This is a genomic window from Akkermansia sp. JRP_AM1 (assembly GCF_049262625.1).
GTDB classification, from domain to species: Bacteria; Verrucomicrobiota; Verrucomicrobiia; order Verrucomicrobiales; family Akkermansiaceae; genus Akkermansia; species Akkermansia massiliensis.
The window spans coordinates 448,442-471,157 of record NZ_CP118234.1; the positions used below are offsets into that span (position 1 = coordinate 448,442).

At 59.0% G+C, this 22,716-nt stretch carries 21 protein-coding genes and 2 pseudogenes; 6 read left to right on the forward strand and 17 right to left on the reverse strand.

Translation table 11 applies throughout. The features are described from left to right. Positions 1-8 precede the first annotated feature (8 nt). The 6 genes and pseudogenes from PVA48_RS02055 to PVA48_RS02080 form a co-directional block, all read right to left on the reverse strand. Positions 9-1,166, reverse strand: a complete 1,158-nt coding sequence (locus tag PVA48_RS02055; RefSeq protein WP_343132764.1) for a DegT/DnrJ/EryC1/StrS family aminotransferase — start codon at positions 1,164-1,166, stop codon at positions 9-11. Between the two features lie 399 nt (positions 1,167-1,565). Next, positions 1,566-1,796, reverse strand: a pseudogene (locus tag PVA48_RS02060) (serine acetyltransferase); the annotation flags it as partial. Further along, a complete protein-coding gene (locus PVA48_RS02065; RefSeq protein ID WP_102728947.1) occupies positions 1,793-2,401 on the reverse strand; it encodes a sugar transferase in 609 nt (202 codons plus the stop codon). The pseudogene PVA48_RS02060 and the gene PVA48_RS02065, both read right to left, overlap by 4 nt. Beyond that, the gene (locus tag PVA48_RS02070; RefSeq protein WP_423232168.1) at positions 2,401-3,348 is read right to left on the reverse strand and encodes a glycosyltransferase family 4 protein; all 948 of its coding nucleotides are present in this window, start codon (positions 3,346-3,348) and stop codon (positions 2,401-2,403) included. Before PVA48_RS02070 ends, PVA48_RS02065 begins: the two co-directional genes overlap by 1 nt. Next, entirely contained in the window at positions 3,315-3,518 is a 204-nt protein-coding gene (locus PVA48_RS02075; RefSeq protein ID WP_423232169.1) for a hypothetical protein, read from the reverse strand. Before PVA48_RS02075 ends, PVA48_RS02070 begins: the two co-directional genes overlap by 34 nt. After that, positions 3,515-4,606 (reverse strand): EpsG family protein, encoded by a 1,092-nt coding sequence (locus PVA48_RS02080; protein ID WP_180975248.1) that lies wholly within the window; start codon positions 4,604-4,606, stop codon positions 3,515-3,517. Before PVA48_RS02080 ends, PVA48_RS02075 begins: the two co-directional genes overlap by 4 nt. A 461-nt stretch (positions 4,607-5,067) precedes the next feature. On the opposite strand from PVA48_RS02080, the gene PVA48_RS02085 reads away from it, so the two are divergent. The 4 genes and pseudogenes from PVA48_RS02085 (at position 5,068) to PVA48_RS02100 (ending at position 8,525) form a co-directional block, all read left to right on the forward strand. Further along, complete coding sequence (locus PVA48_RS02085) at positions 5,068-6,138, forward strand: glycosyltransferase family 2 protein (protein ID WP_146021175.1); 1,071 nt, start codon at positions 5,068-5,070, stop codon at positions 6,136-6,138. A 259-nt stretch (positions 6,139-6,397) separates the two neighbouring features. Then, positions 6,398-7,012: pseudogene (locus PVA48_RS02090) on the forward strand (transporter substrate-binding domain-containing protein); the annotation flags it as partial. Positions 7,013-7,093: 81 nt separating this feature from the next. Continuing rightward, a complete protein-coding gene (locus PVA48_RS02095; RefSeq protein ID WP_343123150.1) occupies positions 7,094-7,783 on the forward strand; it encodes an amino acid ABC transporter permease in 690 nt (229 codons plus the stop codon). Next, positions 7,776-8,525, forward strand: a complete 750-nt coding sequence (locus tag PVA48_RS02100) for an amino acid ABC transporter ATP-binding protein (protein ID WP_022396195.1) — start codon at positions 7,776-7,778, stop codon at positions 8,523-8,525. Before PVA48_RS02095 ends, PVA48_RS02100 begins: the two co-directional genes overlap by 8 nt. Positions 8,526-8,607: 82 nt before the next feature. Here the strand turns inward: PVA48_RS02100 and PVA48_RS02105 are convergent, their stop codons facing one another. From PVA48_RS02105 to PVA48_RS02140, 8 genes are all read right to left on the reverse strand, one after another. Continuing rightward, the gene (locus tag PVA48_RS02105) at positions 8,608-8,775 is read right to left on the reverse strand and encodes a hypothetical protein (protein ID WP_423232170.1); all 168 of its coding nucleotides are present in this window, start codon (positions 8,773-8,775) and stop codon (positions 8,608-8,610) included. Further along, positions 8,772-9,512, reverse strand: coding sequence for a hypothetical protein (locus PVA48_RS02110; RefSeq protein WP_423232171.1), 741 nt, complete (start codon positions 9,510-9,512; stop codon positions 8,772-8,774). Before PVA48_RS02110 ends, PVA48_RS02105 begins: the two co-directional genes overlap by 4 nt. A gap of 1 nt (position 9,513) precedes the next feature. Then, the gene (locus PVA48_RS02115; RefSeq protein WP_102728912.1) at positions 9,514-10,380 is read right to left on the reverse strand and encodes a hypothetical protein; all 867 of its coding nucleotides are present in this window, start codon (positions 10,378-10,380) and stop codon (positions 9,514-9,516) included. A 102-nt stretch (positions 10,381-10,482) separates the two neighbouring features. Further along, the gene (locus PVA48_RS02120; protein ID WP_102722367.1) at positions 10,483-11,400 is read right to left on the reverse strand and encodes a hypothetical protein; all 918 of its coding nucleotides are present in this window, start codon (positions 11,398-11,400) and stop codon (positions 10,483-10,485) included. Beyond that, the gene (locus PVA48_RS02125) at positions 11,397-12,242 is read right to left on the reverse strand and encodes a hypothetical protein (protein WP_102728913.1); all 846 of its coding nucleotides are present in this window, start codon (positions 12,240-12,242) and stop codon (positions 11,397-11,399) included. The genes PVA48_RS02120 and PVA48_RS02125 overlap by 4 nt, the downstream gene beginning before the upstream one ends. 291 nt (positions 12,243-12,533) lie before the next feature. Further along, positions 12,534-12,839: a hypothetical protein gene (locus PVA48_RS02130; protein ID WP_412673797.1), complete on the reverse strand. Its 306-nt coding sequence runs from the start codon at positions 12,837-12,839 to the stop codon at positions 12,534-12,536. A gap of 447 nt (positions 12,840-13,286) precedes the next feature. Further along, positions 13,287-13,838: a cysteine hydrolase family protein gene (locus tag PVA48_RS02135; protein WP_205597318.1), complete on the reverse strand. Its 552-nt coding sequence runs from the start codon at positions 13,836-13,838 to the stop codon at positions 13,287-13,289. Positions 13,839-14,139: 301 nt separating this feature from the next. Continuing rightward, positions 14,140-15,522 (reverse strand): tetratricopeptide repeat protein, encoded by a 1,383-nt coding sequence (locus PVA48_RS02140; RefSeq protein ID WP_180970968.1) that lies wholly within the window; start codon positions 15,520-15,522, stop codon positions 14,140-14,142. A gap of 137 nt (positions 15,523-15,659) precedes the next feature. Here PVA48_RS02140 and PVA48_RS02145 point away from each other — a divergent pair, with 137 nt between their 5' ends. Together PVA48_RS02145 and PVA48_RS02150 are read left to right on the forward strand one after the other, a co-directional pair. Then, entirely contained in the window at positions 15,660-16,352 is a 693-nt protein-coding gene (locus tag PVA48_RS02145) for a pseudouridine synthase (protein ID WP_102728915.1), read from the forward strand. 14 nt (positions 16,353-16,366) lie between these two features. Further along, positions 16,367-17,143, forward strand: a complete 777-nt coding sequence (locus PVA48_RS02150) for an RluA family pseudouridine synthase (protein WP_102728948.1) — start codon at positions 16,367-16,369, stop codon at positions 17,141-17,143. 11 nt (positions 17,144-17,154) lie between these two features. On the opposite strand, the gene PVA48_RS02155 is transcribed toward PVA48_RS02150, so the two are convergent. From PVA48_RS02155 to PVA48_RS02165, 3 genes are all read right to left on the reverse strand, one after another. Continuing rightward, positions 17,155-17,796 (reverse strand): NAD(P)H-dependent oxidoreductase, encoded by a 642-nt coding sequence (locus PVA48_RS02155; RefSeq protein ID WP_022396205.1) that lies wholly within the window; start codon positions 17,794-17,796, stop codon positions 17,155-17,157. Between the two features lie 532 nt (positions 17,797-18,328). Then, positions 18,329-20,719, reverse strand: coding sequence for an LPS-assembly protein LptD (locus PVA48_RS02160; protein WP_146021368.1), 2,391 nt, complete (start codon positions 20,717-20,719; stop codon positions 18,329-18,331). Positions 20,720-20,796: 77 nt separating this feature from the next. Further along, the gene (locus tag PVA48_RS02165; RefSeq protein WP_180975249.1) at positions 20,797-22,701 is read right to left on the reverse strand and encodes an NPCBM/NEW2 domain-containing protein; all 1,905 of its coding nucleotides are present in this window, start codon (positions 22,699-22,701) and stop codon (positions 20,797-20,799) included. Positions 22,702-22,716 lie beyond the last annotated feature (15 nt).

The window sequence follows — 22,716 nt, forward strand, 5'->3', positions numbered from 1 at the left end:
AGCGAACATTAAAGATTCAACAAGACGTCAATGATGCGGTCCATGTCCTCCCCGGCCAGGGAAGCGCCCGAAGGCAGGCACAGGCCCTCTTCAAACAGGCGGTCCGATACGCCGGAGCCATAAAACGGGCAGGAGCGGAACACGGGCTGCAAATGCATGGGCTTCCAGAGAGGGCGGCTTTCCACCCCGGCCTTCTGGAGCGCCAGCCGCAGCGTTTCCCGGTCAAACCGGGCCTCCTCCGGATTGACCTGAACGCAGGTCAGCCAGTGGTTGGAATGGTAGCGGGAATCCGGATTTTCCAGCAGGGACAGCCCCGGCACGCCGGAAAGCCGGCGGCGGTATTCTTCATGGATGCCGCGCCTTTTTTCCAGGAAGGAGGGGAGGGAAAGCATCTGCCCGCGGCCTATGCCCGCGCACACGTTGCTGAGGCGGTAATTGTAGCCTATGCGCGTGTGTTCATAATGCGGCGCCTGGTCCCTGGCCTGGGTGGCGTAAAACTTGACCCTGTTCCGGGATTCCTCATCCGGGCAGCACAGGGCGCCTCCGCCGGAGGTGGTGATGATCTTGTTTCCGTTAAAGGAAAAGGCCCCGTACGTGCCGAACACCCCGCACTTCCGCCCCCGGTATTCGGAACCCAGCGCTTCCGCGGCGTCCTCCAGCACGGGAATGCCGTATTTCCCGGCAATCTCCATGATCTCCCCCATGCTGGCGGGCATGCCGTAGAGGTCCACCGGAATGATGGCTTTGGGGGTGCGGCCCGTCTGCCTGATGCGGTCCCGGATGGCTTCCTCCAGCATCTCCGGAGACATGTTCCACGTCTTTTCCTCACTGTCCACAAACACCGGGGAAGCCCCCTGGTAAATGATGGGATTGGCGGAAGCGGCAAAGGTCATGGACTGGCAGAGGACTTCATCCCCCGGCCCCACTCCCAGCATCACCAGCCCCAAATGAAGGGCGGAAGTGCCGGACGCCAGGGCCACCACATGCGTTTCCCCCAGGTATTCCTCCAGTTCCCGTTCAAAAGCGTCCACGTTCGGCCCCACCGTCGTCACCCACTTTGATTCAAAGGCTTCATGCACGAACCTTTCCTCCGCCTCCCCCGTGCAGGCCAGGGACAGCCAGACGGTGGATTTCTTCTCCGGCGCAGGGGACGGCTTCTTTTTCAGCACGGCGGGACAGCCCGCATAAGTGCCTCCCACCAGCGCATCCCGGACCAGGGTGGAATTGGCGCCCAGGACGACGTTTTCCTTCACCGTGCGGCACGGGAGCACCACGGACGCGGCCCCCAGGAAATTGGCATTACCCAGCGTCACGCCTCCGGACACCTTGCAGCCGTTGGCCACGACGTTCCAGTTTCCCAGCGTCACGTCATGGCCGATCAGGGAACCGCAGCTGAACAGGTTGAAATCTCCCATGTCCACATGGCAGCTGAAGATGTGGCCGAAGCTGATGACATTCCCCTTCCCCATGGCCACCCGGCCGCGGTCATAAAACTTCACATCAGGGGCGATGATATTGGGAAAATCCAGCAGGGGATTATCCAACAGGCCGGAAATGCGTTCCAAAGCCCGTGGCGAAGCAATCGCAATCACAACGGAAAGAGGCTCCTTCCAGGCATTCAGGTCTTCCACCGTGCCCAGCACGCGGCCGTACTCGTTTTCCGTTCCGGCGGCCACCCCGTCATCAAAGAAACCTATCAAATTCCAGGAGGGGGACTCCCCGTTGATTGCGCGGAGGCAGCAGGCCGTTTCCCTGCCGAATCCCCCGGCGCCGATGATTGCTATATTTTTCTTCATTTTCCGGAACCCGTGAATTTTTCCATGGTGGCGCAGCCTTCACCGCTGATGCCCTGGCGCTGGACCACCTTCGCCAGCGTTAACAGAATGATGCGCGCATCCAGCAACAAGCTCAGATGGTCCACATACCAGACGTCCAGTTCAAATTTGCGGTCCCAGCCGATGGAGTTGCGCCCGTTGACCTGGGCCCAGCCCGTAATGCCGGGCCTCACGTCATGGCGGCGCGCCTGCTCCGCACTGTACAGGGGCAGGTATTCCGGCAGCAGCGGGCGCGGACCGATAAAGCTCATCTGCCCCGCCAGCACATTGAACAGCTGGGGCAGTTCATCCAGGGACAGGGAGCGCACCAGCCGCCCCGCGCGCGTCAGCCGCCGTTCGTCCGGCAGCAGTTCTCCCCGGTCATCCTTTTCATCCGTCATCGTCTTGAATTTGACGATGCGGAACAACTTGCCGTGGCGGCCGGGCCGCGTCTGGCGGAAAAACGGCGTTCCGCGGTTGGCGGCGGCCAGAAGCGCCGCCAGCGCCAGGAACGGAACCAGCAGCACCGCCAGCACAATCAGGGCGGCGGAAAAATCCAGCACCCTCTTGACGCAATTACCGTAAATCATGCCGACGCCCTCCCGTAAAAATGGAGCAATGCTTCCCACACCATCCGGCAGCTGAAACGGCTTTTCACCTGTTCCGCCGCTTCCGCGCCCATCCTCCCGCGCCGTTCCGGGTCGTCCCGCATGGCCGCCATGGCCTGCCGGAGAGCCTCTTCATCCCGTGCCGGAACCAGCAGGCCGTTCACGCCGTCTTTCACGATCTCATTGCACCCGCATATATCCGTGGCAATGGAGGGCAGTTCCATGGCACCCGCCTGCAGCAGCGAATTGGGAAATCCCTCCCGGTAGCTGGGCAGCACGAACGCGTCCGCGGCTTCCAGCCAGGACCGGATATCCTCCTGAAAACCGGGGCGGAACACGCCGGGCACGTCCAGCTTGTCTCCGGCGTAATCCTCCGTCCATCCCACCAGAGCCAGAAAAACGGGAGGACGCCCGGTCTCTGCGCGCAGGGCGGAAAACGCGGCAAGCAGCTCACGGATGCCCTTGTCTTCCGTAATGCGCCCCACAAAAACAAACAGCACGGCATCTTCCGGCAGTTCCAGACGCTTCCTCACTTCCTCCCGGCAGCCGGAACGGCGGAAATAATCAGGATCAACGCCGTTGACGTTCCCGTGGGCCAGGATTTCCAGAGGCTTGCCCGTCACCTTCTCCGCCATCAAGAGCTGCCGGACGCCCTCCCCCTCCGGAATAACGTGGGTGGCAAACAGGCAGGTCAGGCGGTCCATCTGCTTGAGCAGGAACTTGAAGGCCCCCTTCCGGTAGGGAAAAATCAGGCCGGTGAAGGTATGGACGCGGACCGGAACGCGGGCAAGAGCCGCCGCCGCCATGCTCAGCAGTCCGGCCTTGGGGGTCACGGAATGCACTCCCCACGGGCGTTCCCTGCGGAACAGCAGGAACAGGCGCCACAGGCTTTTCAAATCCTTCCACAGGGAAATGGTCCGTTCCATCTCCAGCTCCACGGTTTCCACGCCTTCGCGGCGGCGGATGCGCGCATGCTCCGCTCCGGGGAAGCCACGGCAAGAACGTCAAAAAACCCGTTCAGGTAATTCAACTGGCCCTTGAGCAGCAGGTCCAGCGAGATAGGGGACGCCGCAACCCGGATGAGCTTCCTTTTCATGCGTTGTAAATATTCATGTAAAAGGTGAAGGCGTAAACCACCGGGATAAAGCAGGCCAGTTTCTTTTCCTGGTCCGCCCAGAACCTCTGCTTGAAAAAGGGATAGATGAAGACAAAGCCCATCAGGAACCAGGAAAGCTGGGCGAACCTGTTGCTGAACGCCGCGTACATGCAGAGAATCCAGAACGCATTGGCCGCAATGTAGATGTTCAGCAGCCACGTATACATCACGTCCCGGTATTCCTCCCGGAACAGGAAGTAACAGCTCGTCACAATGGGGAGCGCGCTGTAAATCAGGAAATCCCAGCGGAAACCCACGCTGCTGAACAATGCGGAGGAAGCCTTCAATTCATCCGCCTGGTTGATGTAAAGGGTCAGGCGCGGATCATCGAAAAAGCCGGAGGAGGCGATCATCTCCCCGATGGCGGGACCGGCCAGAATGACGGCCAGGATGCTCCCTACCCACGCCGCCACGTAATACCGCGTATCCGTGATAAACCAGGCGCAGGCTCCCGCGGCGGCCAGCAGCATCATGGACTTGTGCAGGCTGACGGCGAGCACGGTGCAAAGGAGAAGCATTTTAAGGTTGCTGCGGAAGGTGAGGCCCAGAATCATCACGGAGGCGGCCATGCCGTTGCGGACGCCGTTGACCCCGTATACCCAGAAGGTGAACATGGCGCACGTAATCAGGAAGGGAATGAACCACCGGGCTCCGAAAATCCTGTAGCTGGCCAGGGCCAGCGCTCCCACGTATACCGCGGAACAGGTCAGGAAATAATCGTGCACATTGCCGTGCTGCGCCCACGCATGCAGAATGACGGCAAACAGCCATTCCCCCTTCATGCCCGTCAACTGGGCTTTCCAGTTGCCCGCCTCTCCCTGCTGAAGCGTCTGGAATTCCGCGGCGTAATTGATGGTATCTCCAAACTCTGCGCTGACGGGACGCGCGCCCATGTACATGATCAGGGCGACGACGAATAAAAAGCCGGCCAGGCTGTCCAGCCTGGCGGTGGAAGCGGAAAAGATTCCTCCCGTTCCCGCCTGATAAACCGCACCAAGGATTAAAAAAAGAATGGTCCAGTTAAACAATGCAGTGTATGAGGAAATGGGAATAAAATCGAAACACATGCCAAGGCAAAAACGGGCGCGGCCGGACATTAGCGGATTACCAGTCCGTTTGAAAATAGAGGCCCGGAAAAGCTGGCAAATTCAGCCTCTTAGGCAGGGGAGGAAAAACGGCTTTTCCGTTGGGATAAAAATCCAGAAACTCCTTAAAGTTTATATTGTCAGAATCTTCGATTGACAGCGGACTGGTAATCCGGTTTAATATTTGGCCCTCAAAAAACGATTTTTCTTTCCCTTTATCATTATATATTGAATATGAAGAAAATAGCAAATGACTCTAACTATACGATAATGTAGAAAACAGCTTTTCGGCATTGTTTGACGCGCCCGGATGCCCTATCGTTTCCTCCGGTCCGGGCCATGTCCCCTGCTTCCGTTCCGGCAGGCATCCTGTTCATGGCGGCGGAGCCTTTACGACCGCGCCCATGCACCACCCTGTTCAAACCATTCCGGAGGCTCCCCTCGTCAGCATCATCGTTCCCGTGTACAACCTGGAAACGTGCGTTTCCTCCTGCCTGGACAGCCTGCTGCGCCAGACCTGGTCACCGCTGGAAATCATCCTGGTCAATGACGGTTCCACGGACCGCACGGCGCACATTCTGAACGCCTATGCGGCGCGGCATCAGAACATCCGGGTCATCACCCGGGAGAACGCGGGGGTGGACGCCGCGCGCTACGCCGGCATGGACATGGCCGCGGGAGAGTATGTGATGTTCGTGGACGGGGACGACGCCATTTTTCCGGACAGCGTGGAAGCCATGGCTCAAATGGCCGTCCGGGAACGGGCGGACGTCGTCATCGGAGACTACGTCCGCCATCTGGACCGCTTCGGCCTCTTCCGCAGGAAGGACGGCCATATCCCGCACAGCCGGGTGGTGGAAAGGGAGGAATTCCTGTCCTCCTACCATTCCGGCTTCTTCGGCATGGACAGGCACGGCCTGTTCTACACCTACGGGAAAATGTGCATCAAGCTTTACAGAAGGGAATTCCTTCTGTCCAGCCGTCCCGCCCCCAGCGGGCTCAGGTACGCGGAAGACCAGCTGTTCAACCTTCAGGTATTCCCCAGGGCGGAACGAATCGCCGTGCTGGCAAAGGAGGTGTATATCTATAAATTCGGAGGGGTGACCGGGAACCTGTCCCTCTCCCTCTTTGACGACATGCTCCGCCTTCATTCCCTCAAGCTGACCTTGACGGACCGGGAAGACTGGAAAAAAAGCGAACTGGGGGCCTTCCTGAACAACGTGCGCAGCTTTCTGGCAACCCTGGCCGTCTCCGGAAAACTGAAGGCGGACGGCATGCCGCAGGCGCTTGAAAAATTGAACGCCAGCTCCATCTGGCGCCACGCGCTGGAAGCCCATCCCGCCCGTGACGACGCCTTCCTTTCCGCCATGCGCCGGAATGACGCCGCGGCGGCCTACGCGGAACTCAGCCGCCATACCTTCCTGAAAAAAATCGCCTACAGGCTGCGCCGGATCCTTCTGCGGCTGGTCCGCTGAATCCATTCCCGCACCGTGGGAACGTCCCCACGCTCCCCGGCACAGCCGCCGCAGGGCCGGAAAAAGCCGGAGCCGGGAAGAAACAGTTTTTTATTGCGTTCCGGGCGGGTAAATCATATATCCCAGCGGTTCAGCCTCCACCGTTTTTTTCCTACCTTCCATGCCCTCCATTTCCTTCCTGAAAAACCTCGGAGTCCTGCTGACGGGCTGGCTCCTCTTATGCTGCGGCGCGGGAGCGGCGGAAAACGGCAGAATCCTGATGGTGACGGAAGCGACCTTCCCGCCCTACGAATTCCGGGAGGGGAACGCCATCATGGGCATTGACCCGGAAATCATGCGGGAGGTGGCCCGGCGCACCGGCAGGGAGCTGGTCATTGAAGACATGAGCTTTGACTCCGTGATTACGGCGGTGGTCTCCGGAAAGGCGGACGTGGCCGCCTCCGGCATCACGGTCACTCCGGAACGCAGGGGAAAAGTGGACTTTTCCATCCCCTACGTGGAAGCCGCGCAGGTCATCATCGTCCCCAAAGGCTCCCCCATCCGGGGCCGGGAAGACATCCGCGGCAGGAGAATCGGCGTGCAGCACGGAGCCACGGGAGACATCTACGTCACCCGGAACATCCAGCAGCCGGAACGCTTCCCCAACGGGGCGCTGGCCGTAGCCGCCGTGGCGGCGGGCAAGGTGGATGCGGCCGTAATTGACCAGGACCCGGCCAGAATGTACGTGGCAGGCAATGACCGGCTGGAAATCCTGCCGGAACCCCTCACTTCAGAATCCTATGCCATTGCCGTCCGCAAGGGAAATCCGGAACTTCTCCAGGACATCAACAGCGCCATTGCGGACCTGAAAGCCTCCGGCAGGCTGGAGGAAATAAGGACCGCGTACGCGGCCATGCAGGTCAAGTCCGCCGCGGGAGCCGGAAAACACGCCGCCGGGGGGAACTGGCTGGAAAACATGTGGCTGGACCTGAAGGACTCCTTTGACGTCAACTTCATGCAGGAAGGCCGCTGGAAATACCTGGCCAACGGCTTCCTGGTCACGGTGGAGGTCTCCTTTTTCTCCGTCCTGCTGGGCATCCTGATGGGCTTTGTGGTAGCCGTCATCCGCGCCACGCATGACAAGACGGGCAATTTCCGCTTCCTGAACGCCCTCTGCAAACTGTACCTGACGGTGATCCGCGGCACGCCCGTGGTCGTGCAACTGCTCATTATCTACTTTGTGATCTTCGGTACCGTGGACGTCAGCAAGGTGCTGGTGGCCGTGGTGGCCTTCGGCTTCAACTCCGGCGCCTACGTGGCGGAAATCATCCGCGGCGGCATCATGGCCATTGACAAGGGGCAGTTTGAAGCCGGCCGCAGCCTGGGCCTGGGATACGCCCAGACCATGATTTTCATCATCCTGCCCCAGGCCTTTAAAAACGTGCTGCCCGCGCTGGGGAACGAATTCATCGTGCTGCTGAAGGAGACCAGCGTCTCCGGCTACATTGCCCTTCAGGACCTGACCAAGGGCGGCGACATCATCCGGAGCCAGACTTACACCGCCTTCATGCCCCTGACGGCCGTAGCCCTGATTTACCTCTCCGTGGTCATGCTGTTCAGCTGGCTGCTCGGCAAACTGGAAAGGAGACTGAAAAACAATGAATGAACAGCCCGGAAACACCCCCATGTTCCAGATCAGCCGCCTGGTGAAGGAATTCAACTCCGTGCCTGCGGTCAATGACGTCACCACGCAGATTGACCGGGGGGAAGTGGTCTTCATCGTAGGGCCGTCCGGCTCCGGGAAAAGCACCTTCCTGCGCTGCCTGAACCTGCTGGAGGAACCCACCTCCGGGGAAATCCTCTTCAAGGGGGAGCTGGTCACCTCCCCCCGCACGGACGTCAACCAGTTCCGCCGGCACGTGGGCATGGTCTTCCAGCACTTCAACCTTTTCCCGCACCTGACCATCCTGGAAAACATCACGATCGCCCCGGTCAAAACGGGACGCTCCACCAGGAAGGAGGCCGTGGCCCAGGCGGAAACCCTGCTCCGGCGCATCGGGCTGTACGACAAGAGGAACTCCTATCCCCTCCAGCTTTCCGGGGGACAGAAGCAGCGCATCGCCATCGTGCGCGCGCTGGTCATGAATCCGGACGTGATCCTGTTTGACGAACCCACATCCGCCCTGGATCCGGAAATGGTGGGGGAAGTGCTCTCCCTGATGAAGGACCTGGCGCAGGGTGGGCTGACCATGGTGGTGGTCACCCATGAAATAGGGTTTGCGCGGGAGGTGGCCTCCCGCGTCCTGTTCATGGACAAGGGAAAAATTGTGGAAGAAGGGCCTCCCGCCCAGGTGATCGACCACCCCGCCAACCCCAGGCTGAAGGAATTCTTCTCCAAGGTGCTCTGACGCGGCCAGTCCCGGAAAATTCTCCGCAGGAGACCTGCCCCGCGCCCTCCTGCCGCCGAAGCAGGAAGCAGCGAAGACCGCCTTACTTCTTCTTTTCCCTGATCTCCCCCCTCATGCCCAGCTTGACGTCCACGGGGACGGAGACCGGCTCCACAGGAACCTTGTAAATCATCCGGAACCTGAGTTTTTGCATATTCTCCGGCTCTTCAAACTGCAGGCGCCTTGTCCATTCACGGTAGGAGGAGTTCATTCTGCTCCCCCGCCCCGGGATTCGGTTTCCAGAACTTCGTCCTTCTCATTGAGAATTTCAAAACGGTCCAGGTCGAAGGAGCTTTCCACCCCCAGCCCCAGAATCATTTTCCTCATCTTTTTTCCGTTCCTTTCAAACGTACTGCACTCTTTCAGGAAAAGCCTGCCTGTAGGCACGCTTTCAGACAGGACGATGTCTCCGCCGCCCGCTTCCTCCCGGTCATTGGCTCCCGGCAGCGGCACATGCTCTTCCGCCTCTTCTGCCAGGGGAAATTCGTAAACAGGGCTCTCCACGGAACGGGAGACGGGAACGCGGAACACCCCTTTCAGCCGTACCCAGGAAGCGTCCGGAGAAGGCAGTTCTCCGGCAACTCCATTGACGGTTGCCTGTACTATTCCGCCTTCACTCCGCGGGTACATGCTGCCCATCCTAAACTCTGCCGGGGCCAGCTTCCTGCCGGTGGAATCGGTCGCCTCCAGATACTGGATACCGTCATTGTATCGCGATCCAAAGCCCAAGGGGGACTTGACGCTGAAATTTACTCCGAACTTCAGCTGCAGAGGGGATTCCTGGGGCGCTCCGTTAATCCACATGCTGTTTTTTTCCATGCCGACGGAAACAAAAACGACCTTCACCGGATTTTTTTCCTCCGGCTTGCCGCCGCCCCACGCCGCCGCTCCCAAAGCCGCAGCGGCGCACAGCAAAAACCGGGCAACAATAATGCTCTGCCTGTTCATCCTAGTTCTCCTTGTTCGGGGTATCCTGTTGTTCCACGGCGCCGGACAGGCCGCACCGGATACGGACGGGCACCATGATTTTCCTTAATCCCTCCGCATATTGAACGGCCACCTTCAGTTCCTCCTGCTTCTTCCCCTGCATCCGGAAGTACCGGCCCCAGTCATAACTCTTCAGGGAGCGTCCGGAGCTGGAACCGTAATTTTCCGTCACCAGCGGAGCGCCATCCGGGGAATGCAGTTCAAAATCCAGAAAGCCAAGCGGAGTGGAAGAATGGACTTCCACCCTCAGCATATACCCCTTCGTGTCGTCTCCGCCCTCATCATAATGGCCTTTCAGTTTGACCTTCACGTCCCCGCCGTCCAGTCCGGCGTTCTTGAGCACCAGAGGAACGGAGAAATCCTTGACCGTCATCTTGAGCGTCACGCTCTCCGAAACGGCGGGGCTGCTATATATCACCAAGGGAACCTCCCCTTTGACTTCCACCCACCTGGCTTTTTCCGAAGGCAGCCAGGACGGCGTACTTAAAAAAATTGTTCCGGCTATGTTGCTCTGCTGGTAGGAACGGGAATCACTGTAACGGCAATTCGTTTTGGCAGGAGAACTTCCTTCGGAATCCGTCAGGGCCAGCTCGGAACCGGACTCCCCGCCATAAGCCACCTTCCATGAAGAAGACGTTTCCCTGACCTTCAAATCCATGGAAAACGACCGGCTGGCTTTTGAAAACGGCCCGGCCTCCTGGAGGTTCGTTCTCCAACCATCCAGGGAAACGGTTACGGCAGGTTCTTCAGGGCTTTCCTTTCCGGCAGCGGGGCCGGAAACAGCCGCGCAGCAGAACGCGGCCAGCCAGGGCAGGCAATAGTGAAGCATAGGCAGGGGGTAAGGGTACTTTTTCAGCATAACACGTTCGCAGAACGGCACAAGATGAAAAGAGACCGCCGCCAAGGAAGAAGCGCCGGTTCCGGCAAAACGCTAGCCTGCTTTCTTTCCTCCCCGCTTTTCCGCCTCCTCCCGTATTTCCCCGCCTATGCCGAACCTGGCATCTACAGGAACGGAAACATACTTCAGGGCAGTTTTATAAACCAGCCGGACCCTGCATTTGTCTGCATTCATTTTTTCCGGAGGGGAAAACGTAAAATCGGCCGTCCAGGTTGTTGACTCATCATCAATCTCCGAATTGTCAAGGGACTGGTACTCCAGCACTTTCCCATTCTCGTCAAGAAGCTGGAATTTTTCCGGACGGAACGCGTTATTCGCGTCCAGACAAATGCTGAGCATGAGCTGTTTTTTTCCATCCTCCGTCACCCGCTCGCATTTTTTCACATACAGGTTCCCCACCGGCAGCTCGCACGGTTCCACCACATCGTTCACATTCCCGCCGTTCTCTTCCTCAATGCCAGGAAGCGGAATGAAGGCGGCGGCGCCCTGCCTTAAAGGCAATTCGTAAACAGGGCTTTCCAGCGTGCGCGCCACCGGGACCCTCAGGCATCCCTTCAGCCGGATCCAGGCACAGCCGGCAGGGGGCAGATTGGCCGCAGTGCCTTCAATTACCGTGAAACTCACTCCTTTTCTACTATTTTCATTCAGCCATGCCGTTTGAAATTCCACAGGGGCCAGCTCCCTGCCATCCGCTGCCCACCTTCCCAAAGACTGGTTTTCCACCACGCTACTCTCTCCAAACCCCCAGGGTTCGCGGATAAAAAGAACGGCGCTGCACTTCCATTGCAGTACCCCTTCCCCGCCGTCATTCCCCGTGTCCCGCTTCAACCCCGCTTCCCTAAAGACGATTCCCACTTTTTCCTCCATTTTCCCCTCTTCCGCTCCCCGGCACGGGTGCCAGCCCGGCAGGAAGAAGACGATGCCGCACCATAAACAATGTATCGCCTTCATGGTTTCCGCTGCCGTGAAGTTTCCCGGACCATTCCGGACAAACCGAATTTCAGGTCGACAGGCACGTCAATCCGTTTCAGCTCAGTCATGTAATTCACCAAGACCTGTATCTCCCCCTTTTCTTCCGGTTCCAGCCTGTAATCCCATTCCCAGGAGAGGGAACCGCCGGAACCGGAAGAATAGCCCCAGCTCCAATTTTTTCCCATCACGGGAGTACTGTCCGGTTTCATGAGCGTCACTCCGCAAATACCCAGCATGCGTGACGAAACCAGCTCCACGTTCAGGTTTATTTTTCCGGAATCCTTATTGAGCGACCTTGTTATTTTCAGAGTAGCCTGCGCGTCTCCCTGCCGGCCGTCATCCATCAGGCTCCCGCCTTTCAGAACAACATGGCGTTCTTCCTTTTCCTTGTCCATGGAAAAAAGACAGCCCTCGGACGTCACCTCCTTCTCCGCTGTCACCAGCAGCATATTCCCCTTTACACTCACCCAGCGGGCGTCCGGAGCGGGAACCCAATCTTCCGTTTCCATCCTGAATTCGGGATCGCGGGCATGCAGGAAATCAACATAATCGGAAGGAACGTTCCCTCCACCGGTGGAATCACGTATCTCCAGGCGGATGCCCTCCTTTCTGCTCCCTATGATTTTGCCGGGACCGGGATTGGAAAAACCCAGCACGACCTGGAACGTTCTTTCCGGTTTTTTTATTCCGGGCTCCCAAGGGATTTTACTTGTAGCCGACAGAAGAATGACGGAAACCGCCTTTTCCTCCGGCGCCTCGTCACCCGGTGCGGAAACGCCCGCAAACAGGCAAAAAACGGGAATTGCGAAAAAGATTTTCATCAGGGCAGTTGTTACAGTAATTCACGCTAGCATTTCCCTTTCAAGGATCAAGGGTAAAATGAAAACGTCAGGAATTCACTCCCTCTGCCGCCGCATGGGAACGGTGGCAGCGCAGCATTCCGTTCCCGCAAAGCCGCCTTCCGGCCATGTTGTAAAACCGGGAAGCCGCTGCCGGAAAACTTCTCCGCCCGGGTGAAATGTCCATCCCGAGCAATGCCTGACGCTATGGAAAGCCGCAGGCAGGCATGGCGCCGCCTCTCTCCGGAAAGGCCTCACACGAGACCTCCGTTTTTACAACACGATATCCACGTTGTAGGACTCCTCAATCAACAGATAGTCACACCCATGCTGCCTGCATTTCTCAAGGTTGTCCCTGTTTTCACGCAGCAGGCTCTCCCGTGTGCAGGACGCCTCATCCATGCGCTGCTCAATCGCGTTTGCATGGTCCATGATGTCATGGTAATGCCTTTGAATATAATCCTCTGAAAAAATCAGGCAAACATACCGGATCTGCTCCCGGCAGGCCGGTGTAAAATCCTTCTTCCAGTCAAAGGGGATGCAGCACCCTTCCACCACCAGATTCTGCCCATTTTCCATGGCGGTTTTTACAATTTCCCTGATAACGCTCCAAAGGAAGGGGGTGAGCTCTTCATCTGGGCTTTCAGGTGCAAGGGGACATATTCCGCTGCGTATCAACCCCATCTTTAAATGGTCAATGGATAAATAGGGATAGGAATATTTTTCAAGCGCCCGCTGCGCCGCAAGCGTTTTTCCGGTATGCGTGCCGCCGCCACCGGAAATCCCTCCCCCGGCGTCCCTGCGAGGCATGCTCGATTAGCCCGATGCGGGCAACGCCCGGCATTGTTCCATTTCCGTTATCCAGGTTCATGTTGATTAACTGTGGATATATTTTACAGGATTTCCCGCAAACCGCGTGTTTTGCCCAAAAAAACGGGCCGGGCCGCACAGAGGGGGAACAGGGGGCGCCCCTCCCTACAGGCATTTTGCCCTGCTTTCCGGAGGCACATTCTGCGGCTAGGGACCCTAAAGTTCCAGTTGCTCCGCCAGCTTGATTTCCGCAAACATTCCATTCAAGCCTGCCATATACGCATCCTGTACTGTCTGGGCCGGGATGGAATGCTCCATGATCTTCAAATCCCTGGCAGCGCAGGCGTCATACAGGAGCGTGACGGGAATGCCGTAATCCTTCGCCGCGCGCACGGTGGTATCAATGCACATATGGGTCATCATTCCGCAGACAACCAGTTCATTCACTTCCCTGGCTTGCAAGAGCTCCAGAAGATTCGTCCGGAAAAAGCTGTTTGGAGCATGTTTCACGACAATCGGCTCATCCCCCGCGGGAGCAATGTCCGGATGGATTTCCGCGCCGACGGTATCCGGGAGGAAAAACGAAGCGTCCGGACGGGTGTTGATGTGCTGGACAAAGATAACGGGAAGCCCCTTTTCCCGGAACCGGTCCAGTACGGCCCTGGTCCGTTCAAGCGCTTCAACGGCGCCCGCCAGTTCAAACCGGCCGCCAGGAAAATAATCATTTTGAACGTCAATAATAAGCAATGCCTGCATCAGCTTCTCCATCCGGCCATTTTTCCAGTTCTTGCAGAGGCGGGCAAGGAAAATTACAGGAGCGCGTGTACTCCTCTCCTCCCCGCTACCGCTGCCTTTGCGGAATCTGGCAGATGAAGTAATACGTTTGACGGAAGCATCCCGGGAAAAGAGCCTCACAGCGGCCATACCGGAAAGGAGGCCGCCGCGGCCGCTTCCGGCCCGGCGCAGCCCATCCGCAGGAAGGCCGTCCATCCAGCAACAAAGCCTTTGCCGTCTCCGGCAAAGGCTTTGAGAATGGCGCCCCGTCGCGGGCGCGGAATGGATCGGAACCTTAATTGCTGTAGGAGGATTCCACGCGCTTGGCTACGTCGCGGTAGCCGTATTCGGCGTCGTAAATCTGCTGGAACGCCGCCAGGGATTCCTCCTTCTTGCCCAGCTTTTCATAAAGCAGGCCGATCATGTAAAGGATTTCCTTCTTGGTGTCATTCATTTCAATCAGTTCCTTGTTGGCTTCCTCCAACTGGCGCAGGGCCATATCATGCATGTTCTTGGCGTCATAGCACTTGCCGAGCAACAGCATGGCGCGGATGCGGATATGGGGGTTGTTGCGGGCGCGCTGGAGCTCCGGAATGGCTTCCGTGTAGTTGCCGCAGTCGAAGAGGGCCTGCCCCAGTTCAAAGCGCGTCTGCGGGTCCGTGGGGTTGTTTTCCACGCGCTGGCGGCACACGGCCACCTGCTGTTCCGCCGCTTCCTTGCTGAACTGGACGAGCTGTTCCTGAAGTTCCTTGTTGTCCGGCTCCGCGGCGGCGCGGCGGCGGATTTCCTCCACCTGGGCCTTGCGGTAGCGCTCATTCATTTCAGAGGCCTTGTTTTCCAGGGAAATATCATTGTTGCTGAGGCTGAACGCGTAGTTGTAGAAGGAATAGGCATTCGCCCAGTCCTCCATCTGTTCATAGACGCCGGCGATGTCGCGCACGGCGGCCAGGTCCTGCTGGTTCTGGGCATAACGGGCGGAAAGGAGCCCAAGGCGTTCTTCCAGCTCCGCACGGGTGAGGCCCTTCTTGTCGCTCTTGTCCAGGGAGTTCGTTTCCGCGGAGTTCTTCATCACGTCCCGGAAGCTCTTGGCTTCCTCCCACTTCTGCTGCTGCATCGTGGCGCGGGCCATGCAGTCTTTTTCACTCTTCACGGCCACGCTGTCCGTGGGGTCCAGCTTCACGAGGTCATGGTACACCTCAGCAGCCTGGGCGGGCATGTCCCGTGAAACGTAATGGGAGGCCAGCATGTGGAGCATCTTCTTGTTGCCGGGATGGCCCTGGCGGACGGTTTCCAGCGCAAAGGCGGCCAGGTCCGGGAAGCCCACGTCCATGGCGGCCGTGTACAGGGCCTCGTTGACCGGAATGCTGTAAGGATCATTTTCCAGTTCGTCTTCCAGCGCGGAAAGCTGGGTGGCCGCATCCTTCTTGGAGGAGGTGAGCTTGCTGGTGCTGATTTTCATGCCGCTGAACAGACCGCCTTTCTTGGCTTCCGGGTTCAGCTTGATTTCACAGGCACGGAGCGCCCTGCGGCCTTCCAGAAAGCCGGGAAGCTGCTTCACCAGGGCCTTGAGCAGGCTGACGGCATAGGGATAATTGTTCATGTCCACCGCCTGGCGGGCGCGCACCCAAAATTCGGCCTGCTGGGGGGTCAACTGTTCTTCTGTAATCGTTTCAATCATGGAACTATATAAGCGTAAATGGTGAACAACGGCAGCGCTCCAAACGGGGAGGCTCCGCATGTAATAGTTTAATGCTATCAGCCGGGGAGGCATACTTCAACCTTGTTTTTTGTTCCCGTTAGGAAAAAATACGCCGTATGAGACTGGATGCTCTTTTATCCCGCTACGGGTACTGTTCCAGGCGGGAAGCGCCGGGCTGGATCAAACGCCACTCCATCACGTTCAAGGGGGAACCCTGCTCCGCCCCCACGGACAAGGTGCAGGCGGAAGGCATCCTGCTGGACGGAGAGCCGGTGGAGTTCCCGGACGGCCTGTACGCCGCCCTTTACAAGCCCGCGGGATATACGTGCAGCCATGACGACGGGGAGGGGGACGTGATTTACGACCTGCTGCCCTTCCAGTGGCGGCACAGGAACCCCGCGGTTTCTTCCGTAGGACGGCTGGACAAGGAAACGTCCGGCCTGCTTCTCATTACGGACGACGGGAAATTCATCCACCGCATGACGTCCCCCAGGCATCACGTCGCCAAGGTTTACGAAGCCGTCACGGAAGAGGACATTCCGGCGGAGGCCGTGGAACTGTTCGCCTCCGGAACTTTCATGCTGAACGGGGAGGACCGCCCCTGCGCCCCCGCCGTGCTGGAAATCCTGGAACCGCGCCGCGCCCGGCTGACGCTGACGGAGGGGAAGTACCACCAGGTGCGCCGCATGCTGGCCGCCGTGGGCGCTCCCGTGGCCTCCCTGTGCCGCATTTCCATCGGCTCCCTGCATCTGGACAGCCTGAACCTGGAGCCGGGGGAATGGATGCCCATCCGTCCGGATGCGCTGTAATCCTCCTGTTCGCCATGTGGATTCCCATTTCCGACGCTCCTATTGCCTGCTTTCCGCACTTTGAGGTGGCGGGGGAGTCCGGGGACTGGATTGTGGTGGACAAGGGCGCTCCCCTCATCGTCCACCCGTCCAACGGGAAGAAGGAGCCCAACCTGCTGGAGGGCGTGGAAGCCCTGCTGAGCTATGAAATAGCCAACGGAGCCGCCCTTTCCCTGGTCAACAGGCTGGACCGGGAAACCAGCGGCCTGACGCTGATCGCCAAGAACAAGGCGGCGGCGCGCGAGCTGGGGAGGGCCATGCAGAGGCGCCGGATGCACAAGGAATACCTGGCAATCGTGCAAGGCCGGCCGGAGTGGGCGGAAACAACCTGCGCCGCCCCCATCCTGAGACAGGGGGACGTCGCGGAAAGCCCCATCTGGGTCAAGCAGGCCGTTCACCCCGCCGGGAAGGCATGCGCCACCGTTTTCCGGACGGAACGGACGTGGAACACGCCCCGCGGCCCGCTGGCCCTGGTCCGGTGCATTCCGGAAACCGGACGCATGCACCAGATACGCGTGCATCTGGCGCACCTCGGCCACCCTATTCTGGGAGACAAGATTTACGGCCCCTCTGAAGCCTGCTATCTGGAATACATCCAGCACGGCTGGAGCCGGGAGCTGGAAGAACGGCTGATCCTGCCGCGCCATGCGCTGCATGCCTGCCGGCTGGAGTTCCCGTTTGATGAAGAAGTTTTCACCGCGGAAGCCCCGCTGCCGGAAGACATGCGGCAACTGCTTGAAGCGGGGGATTAAAGAAAATTCCGTCAGACGACCGGAATGACGTCATCCCGGTCAAAGCGCACTTTCGCCAGACGGGCGTATTTGTCCGCCTCTTCATCCCGGTAGCCCAGGGCCAGGGCGCAAAGCGCATAGTACGGGGAGCCTTCCAGGTTCAGAATGCGGTCATAGGCCGCAGGGTCCATTCCTTCCAGAGCGCAGGTATCCACCCGGAGGTCAGCGGCGCAGCTCATCATGAACCCGAGGGCGATGTACACCTGGCGTTCCAGCCATGCCTTCAGGACTTCCGGAGACTTGGAATCCACCAGTTCAAAAATGCGCGCGCGGTACTGCTCCAGGGATTCCATGGTGACGCCGCGCACTTCCACAATGCGTTCCAGATAGCGCTGCACATCCTCCGGCTTGAAGTCCCTGCGGGCGCAGAAGACTACCAGATGGGAGGCGTCCGTAACCTGGGGCTGTCCCCAGGAAACCTCCCGGAGCCGTGAGCGCACGGACGGATCCTGCACGTCGAGGAATTTCCACATCTGGAGACCGAGGGAGGAAGGACTCAAATGCAGGGATTCCAGAAGGGCTTCCCAATCCTCTGCCGGAATTTGGCGGTCCGGGTTGAATATCTTGGTGGCATAGCGCCATTCCAGCGTCTTGATCAATTCCTGAGCGTTCATATTCGTATAAAATGATTGATGCGGGAGCTTTCCGCGTAGCCGGCGCGCCGGGCGGCGTTGCCGCCATGGCATGCGCCGCGGTTTGCCCCATGTCATGGCATCTTCCCCGTTTCCTCCCCGGAATGCAAGCCAAGGTTCCGGCACAAGCGCGGCAGCGGGTTCTTGCGGAAAAACTTTTCCTACCCGGTACGCCGGAAGCCCCAGCCCTCCCTGAAAAGAAGATGAACGTGGACGGACGAATTGTAAAAATGCGGCCTTGGACCGTGTCCGGGGGGGTCCATGAACAAAAGCTGATTCGTTCATCTTCCAGCTTCACTCACCTTGAGGACGGCCTGTCTCGCATTCCGCTCCAACCAGGGAATCCCGGTTTCCCGGCCCCTGTAAAATCACGCAACCCCGGAGAAAAAGCCCCCCTCCCCGGAAAAACGTCACACAGCCCGGGCAGCTTCCATCCCTAAAAACACGGATGCCGTAACAAGGAGAAACGCTTCCGGCGCACCCATTACAAGAGAACCGCGACCTTCCCCGGACATTAGAGGAACTTGACCGGCATGTAGTCCCCGGTCTGCTGAATGGTGAAGCTGATGCCCAGGCCGAATTCGTTTTTATTCCCGTTCTTGCGCACGAACGCTCCCACGCCCAAATACCAGGAACCCATGTTGTGGTACACGTTGTATTCCTGAATGTCCAGCTTTCCGTCCAGCAGGGAGAAGCGCCACTTGCCGCTGAATGCCCAGGCTTCCGAAAAACGCTGCAAAACGCGCAGGTCAAGCTGGCTGCTGTCCTCCAGCAGGGAGTGCTGGTTCAGGTAACGGTGCCCCACCACGAATTCCGTGGAGCGCCACGGCATGAAGCGCAGTGAGTTGTTGTACTCATGGCAGCCGGAAATCTTGTCCTTCCCCAGGATGGGGGCCTGCATTTCCGACCGGTATTCCATCCACGGAACGGGGTTCCAGCGCATGAAGGAGAAGAGGTTGGAGAAGTCCCGCTGGTTGATCGGGTCATACAGGTACGCATCCATGAACACATCCCAGGAAAACCAGCGGTGGGAATTGGCGTCCCGGCTGGTCATCAGCATGTTGCGCAGGCCGTACCGGAATACCAGCCCCGTTGGGAGGGAGTCAATCTCCGTATACCTGCCCAGGCTCAGGGACGGCGGATTGGTGGTGGGGGTGTCTCCGTCAATCTGGGGATAAAGCTCGCTCAGGCGGTTGGTCTTCACGTACGCCAGCGTAAAATGGGGCTGCACGATGTGGTTCATGCCGTTCAGGCCCAGGGAATCACTGTACACGGAGGAATAACGGCGGGAAAATTTGAAGTCCGCATCCGTTCCGGCATAAAAAATCCCCTGGTTGAGCGGCTTGTAGTCCTCCACGCCGTAATACCCGGTGTAGCCCCCGCCCAGTTTGGGCGTCAGGTTCAGGAACCCCATGATTTTCTTGGAGGCGGAAATTTCATGGAAGGAATGGAACCGGCTGTAGCTGTCCGTCATCAGCATGCGGGCCCAGTAATCATAGGAAGTGGTTCCGGGCTCCATCTCGTCCAGCATATCCCGGATTTCCGTCCGCATGAAAGGGGGGACGTACTGCTTCAGGAAGGCGAAGCTGGTGCGGCTTTCATACATGACGGGAGAACGGAAAATGGGGGACTTGATGCGTTCATAGCTGAACTCCGTCCGCTGGTCCGCCATGTAGAAGTTGTTGGGAACGAAACGCTGCAGCAGTGAAAAATCATTCGTGTCGTCCGTGCGGGAGAGAAGCACCGTATTATCCGGAGAAGAATTGCGCTGATAGATTTCCGGATAAAAGTCGCGGAGCATGTACTCGTCGCTCAGCATGTTGACGTTGGCCTTCAGCCGCCAGTCCGTGCGGGCGTTTACCCGGTGGGACCACATCTGCTGGAGCGCCAGCCGCCACCGGTCCGGGTCCAGGTGCTCGCGGTATTCATCATCCCCGGCGTTAATCTTCACCCCCTTGTCATGGGTTTTGTAAAAGGACAGGCCCGTCATGTCCGGACAGTCCTTTTCCAGCAGCACGTCACGGATGTCCAGCCCGTAGGCGAAGCCGCGCCTGGTGCGGTAATCCACATGGAGGGTGCCCAGATAGTCGGCGGAAGGCATGCCGTTGTCCGACCATTTTTCCCCCAGCAGGAACCCGTATTCATTCAGGAGGTAAGGCCCCCAGATGGACCGCATGCCGGGAAGGGGAAGATAGCCCACCTCCGGATTCAGGGAATGGCTGAGATAGGGAAAGTAAAAGAAGGGAACGCCCCCGTAATACAGGGTCAGGTTTTTGAAGGAGAACCTGTCTTCCGGATACACGCGTATCCTGTCCGCTGAAATCCAGGTGAGGGGTTCGCTGACGTCCTCCGCCGTAACGGAGGCGTTACGGGCTTCCAGATAGGTCTTGCCGGCGGCGTCCTTCCGGGATTCAAACTTCCCGCTGCGCAGGATCAGCCCTTCCATCTTCGCCCGGATGGCGTCCGTGAGGAGCACTTCGTTCTCCCAGTCGAACTCCGCGCTGCTGGCGCGTATCAGGCTGTTGGTGCGCGTCTTGCTGTCGCTCTGGTAAATGGACAGGTTCCCTTTCAGAAAAACCCTGCTCCGGTCCATATCCGCCTGCGCGTAATCCGCAAACACCTCCACCCCGGTATCCGTGACCATGTGCACGCGCGGGCCTTCAAAAATGATCTTCCTGGCTTTCTCCACCCTGATGGGCCCGTCATTGGTGATGGAGATATTGGAGGGAATCTGCGGCATGAGCGTGCCGGAAAGCAGGTTCCCCGCCATTTCCCCCTGGGGTTCTTCCTGCCCGGAACCGGAGGACGGGGAGGACGGCGGCTGTTCCGCGGGCGTCTCTGCAAACAGGGGAGCGCCGGCAATCAGCGCCGCGGCACCCCATAGCTTTGCATTCATCCCAATCATGGCTAGTCCACAGAACACTATGAGAAAGGACAAAAGACAAGCCTAATGTCACATTTCTCCGCCAGTGGAGCGGAAATTTACCGGGTCAGAATGCCGTTGGCAATGATGCCCCAATCGGCGGCATTGCCGTCTCCGGCGTCATCCACGCGGATTTCCAGCTTCCTGCCGCCCTCCACCGCCGCCTTCACCGGAACGGAGGAGCCGTCCTTGAGCACGGGGGTTTCCACAAGCTTTTTCCCGTCCAGGTACACGCCGAATTTGACGCTGCCGCGGGAACCGAAGGGCAGCCCCACATCCGCGCGGAACTCCTTCCAGCGTCCGTCCAGGTCATAGGAAAAGACGGCCGGGGCATGCGCCAGGATGAAGCGTTCCGGCTTCCCGATCGTCCTGAAGAAAGGCACGGGCCCCAGGTCAGACGGAAAGAGGACGTCCCACAACGGAACGGCCCACCCCACTTGAGCCACGGAGGGCTTGCAGTCATTCAGGCTGACGCTGGCGGTTTCCGCAGGAATCTGTGCAGGGGTAGCCTCCAGGGAGGGGTCCTGGCGCTCCAGGGCGCGCTTCCAGATGGGGAGCCATTCCTTCACCTCCGGACGGGAGCCATGCTTGCGCTCCACCTCCGCGAGGGCCTTCCGGGCTTCCTCCGCGCGGCCGCGTATCCACAGGTTCTGAACGTCGCCGAAGTAAACGGTCTGGGCCAGCGAAGGAGTCTTGGCCCCCTGGGCGTCCATCCACACGGGCAGCGTAATCATGCTGCGGGTGCTGTCGCAGTTCAGCACGGCCACCCGCATTTCTATAAAGCCGCCCCTGTAGCCGGGCCGGCAGATGGTGAGGTCAAACTCTCCCTTTCCATTCAGGGAAGCTCCCACGGCATTGGAATCATAATCCGAACCGCCGGGAGGGTCCAGGTGGACTACGATTCCATAAGCGGGCCGCGTCAGGCGCACCCGGCCTTTCAGCCGCAGGCCGTCCTTGACGGGAATGGCCTCCAGCCGTTCAAAGGACCCCGGAACGTATTTGCCGATCATGCGCCCGTAGGAGGCGTCAGCAGGAAGCTCTGTCTCCACGCCGTTGAACAGGGGAACGCTGGCCAGTTTCAGGGCGTCCGTAGGCGCCAGGAAAGCCCCCTTCCCCTCGTTGCGCAGTTCATTGCCGTACGTGGAATTGCCGTGGCCCATCAGGGAATCCCCCGCGTTGGGGTAGTCCCATCCGTTGCCCGTGTGCGGAAGGCCGAAGGAATGCCCCAGTTCATGAGCCGTGCCGCCTATGTAAATGGTGGCGTTCTTCCCCTTGGTCACCTTGAAGCGGCCACCCTGCATCATCTCCGTATCCAGGAAGCTGGCGGGATCCAGCCCCTCCTGGTCGCAGGTCCAGCCCGTTCCCTGGTGGCTGAAGCCGCCGCCGTAATAAGGCCCTACGCCGTCCGGCAGCTGGCACACGATCAGCACGTGTTCCTTTTCAATGTCAATCCCCTTGGACGCCAGCACCTTCTTGGCCGCCTCCCGGGAGACGGGACCGGAGCTCTGCACGTTCATCTCGCTCATGGGCCTGTCCACATAGGCATCGTAAATGACCAGCTTCCCCCGTTCGTCCAGGTCCAATTGGAACGTAAGCGGAGGAAACCCGTTGGCCTGCATCTGGTCCGCATAATAGGCCTGGATGTTCTTCAGGATATGGTCATACCGTTCCCGGTATCCTTCAAGGGCCGGCCTGTCCTTGAACGTTACGTAAACCACGTGCAGCTTTCTGGAAGACTTGGGCTTCCCCTGGTGATAGGCGCTCAGGGCCTTCCATGCGGCGCGCGCGTTGGCGGCATCCCCGGGATTCACCGTCCAGCTCACGGGCAGGCGGGTGAACTCCGCCCCTTCCCGGGCCGCGGGAGCCGGAGACCGGGAGGCTGATTCCGCATCCTTCCCCATGGCGGGGGCGTTCCACGCCCCGGCGCCCAGGGCCAGCAATAAGACAAAAAAGCGTTTCGACATAAAATCCATGAACCG

Coding starts and splice junctions, on each gene's coding strand:
- PVA48_RS02165 (WP_180975249.1), bottom strand. CDS start 22,701: ATGTCGAAACGCTTTTTTGTCTTATTGCTGGCCCTGGGCGCCGGGGCG.
- PVA48_RS02145 (WP_102728915.1), top strand. CDS start 15,660: ATGAGACTGGATGCTCTTTTATCCCGCTACGGGTACTGTTCCAGGCGG.
- PVA48_RS02160 (WP_146021368.1), bottom strand. CDS start 20,719: ATGATTGGGATGAATGCAAAGCTATGGGGTGCCGCGGCGCTGATTGCC.
- PVA48_RS02105 (WP_423232170.1), bottom strand. CDS start 8,775: ATGAACTCCTCCTACCGTGAATGGACAAGGCGCCTGCAGTTTGAAGAG.
- PVA48_RS02120 (WP_102722367.1), bottom strand. CDS start 11,400: ATGAAGGCGATACATTGTTTATGGTGCGGCATCGTCTTCTTCCTGCCG.
- PVA48_RS02155 (WP_022396205.1), bottom strand. CDS start 17,796: ATGAACGCTCAGGAATTGATCAAGACGCTGGAATGGCGCTATGCCACC.
- PVA48_RS02070 (WP_423232168.1), bottom strand. CDS start 3,348: ATGGAACGGACCATTTCCCTGTGGAAGGATTTGAAAAGCCTGTGGCGC.
- PVA48_RS02150 (WP_102728948.1), top strand. CDS start 16,367: ATGTGGATTCCCATTTCCGACGCTCCTATTGCCTGCTTTCCGCACTTT.
- PVA48_RS02075 (WP_423232169.1), bottom strand. CDS start 3,518: ATGAAAAGGAAGCTCATCCGGGTTGCGGCGTCCCCTATCTCGCTGGAC.
- PVA48_RS02095 (WP_343123150.1), top strand. CDS start 7,094: ATGTGGCTGGACCTGAAGGACTCCTTTGACGTCAACTTCATGCAGGAA.
- PVA48_RS02110 (WP_423232171.1), bottom strand. CDS start 9,512: ATGAACAGGCAGAGCATTATTGTTGCCCGGTTTTTGCTGTGCGCCGCT.
- PVA48_RS02140 (WP_180970968.1), bottom strand. CDS start 15,522: ATGATTGAAACGATTACAGAAGAACAGTTGACCCCCCAGCAGGCCGAA.
- PVA48_RS02115 (WP_102728912.1), bottom strand. CDS start 10,380: ATGCTTCACTATTGCCTGCCCTGGCTGGCCGCGTTCTGCTGCGCGGCT.
- PVA48_RS02135 (WP_205597318.1), bottom strand. CDS start 13,838: ATGGAGAAGCTGATGCAGGCATTGCTTATTATTGACGTTCAAAATGAT.
- PVA48_RS02085 (WP_146021175.1), top strand. CDS start 5,068: ATGCACCACCCTGTTCAAACCATTCCGGAGGCTCCCCTCGTCAGCATC.
- PVA48_RS02125 (WP_102728913.1), bottom strand. CDS start 12,242: ATGAAAATCTTTTTCGCAATTCCCGTTTTTTGCCTGTTTGCGGGCGTT.
- PVA48_RS02100 (WP_022396195.1), top strand. CDS start 7,776: ATGAATGAACAGCCCGGAAACACCCCCATGTTCCAGATCAGCCGCCTG.
- PVA48_RS02130 (WP_412673797.1), bottom strand. CDS start 12,839: ATGGAAAATGGGCAGAATCTGGTGGTGGAAGGGTGCTGCATCCCCTTT.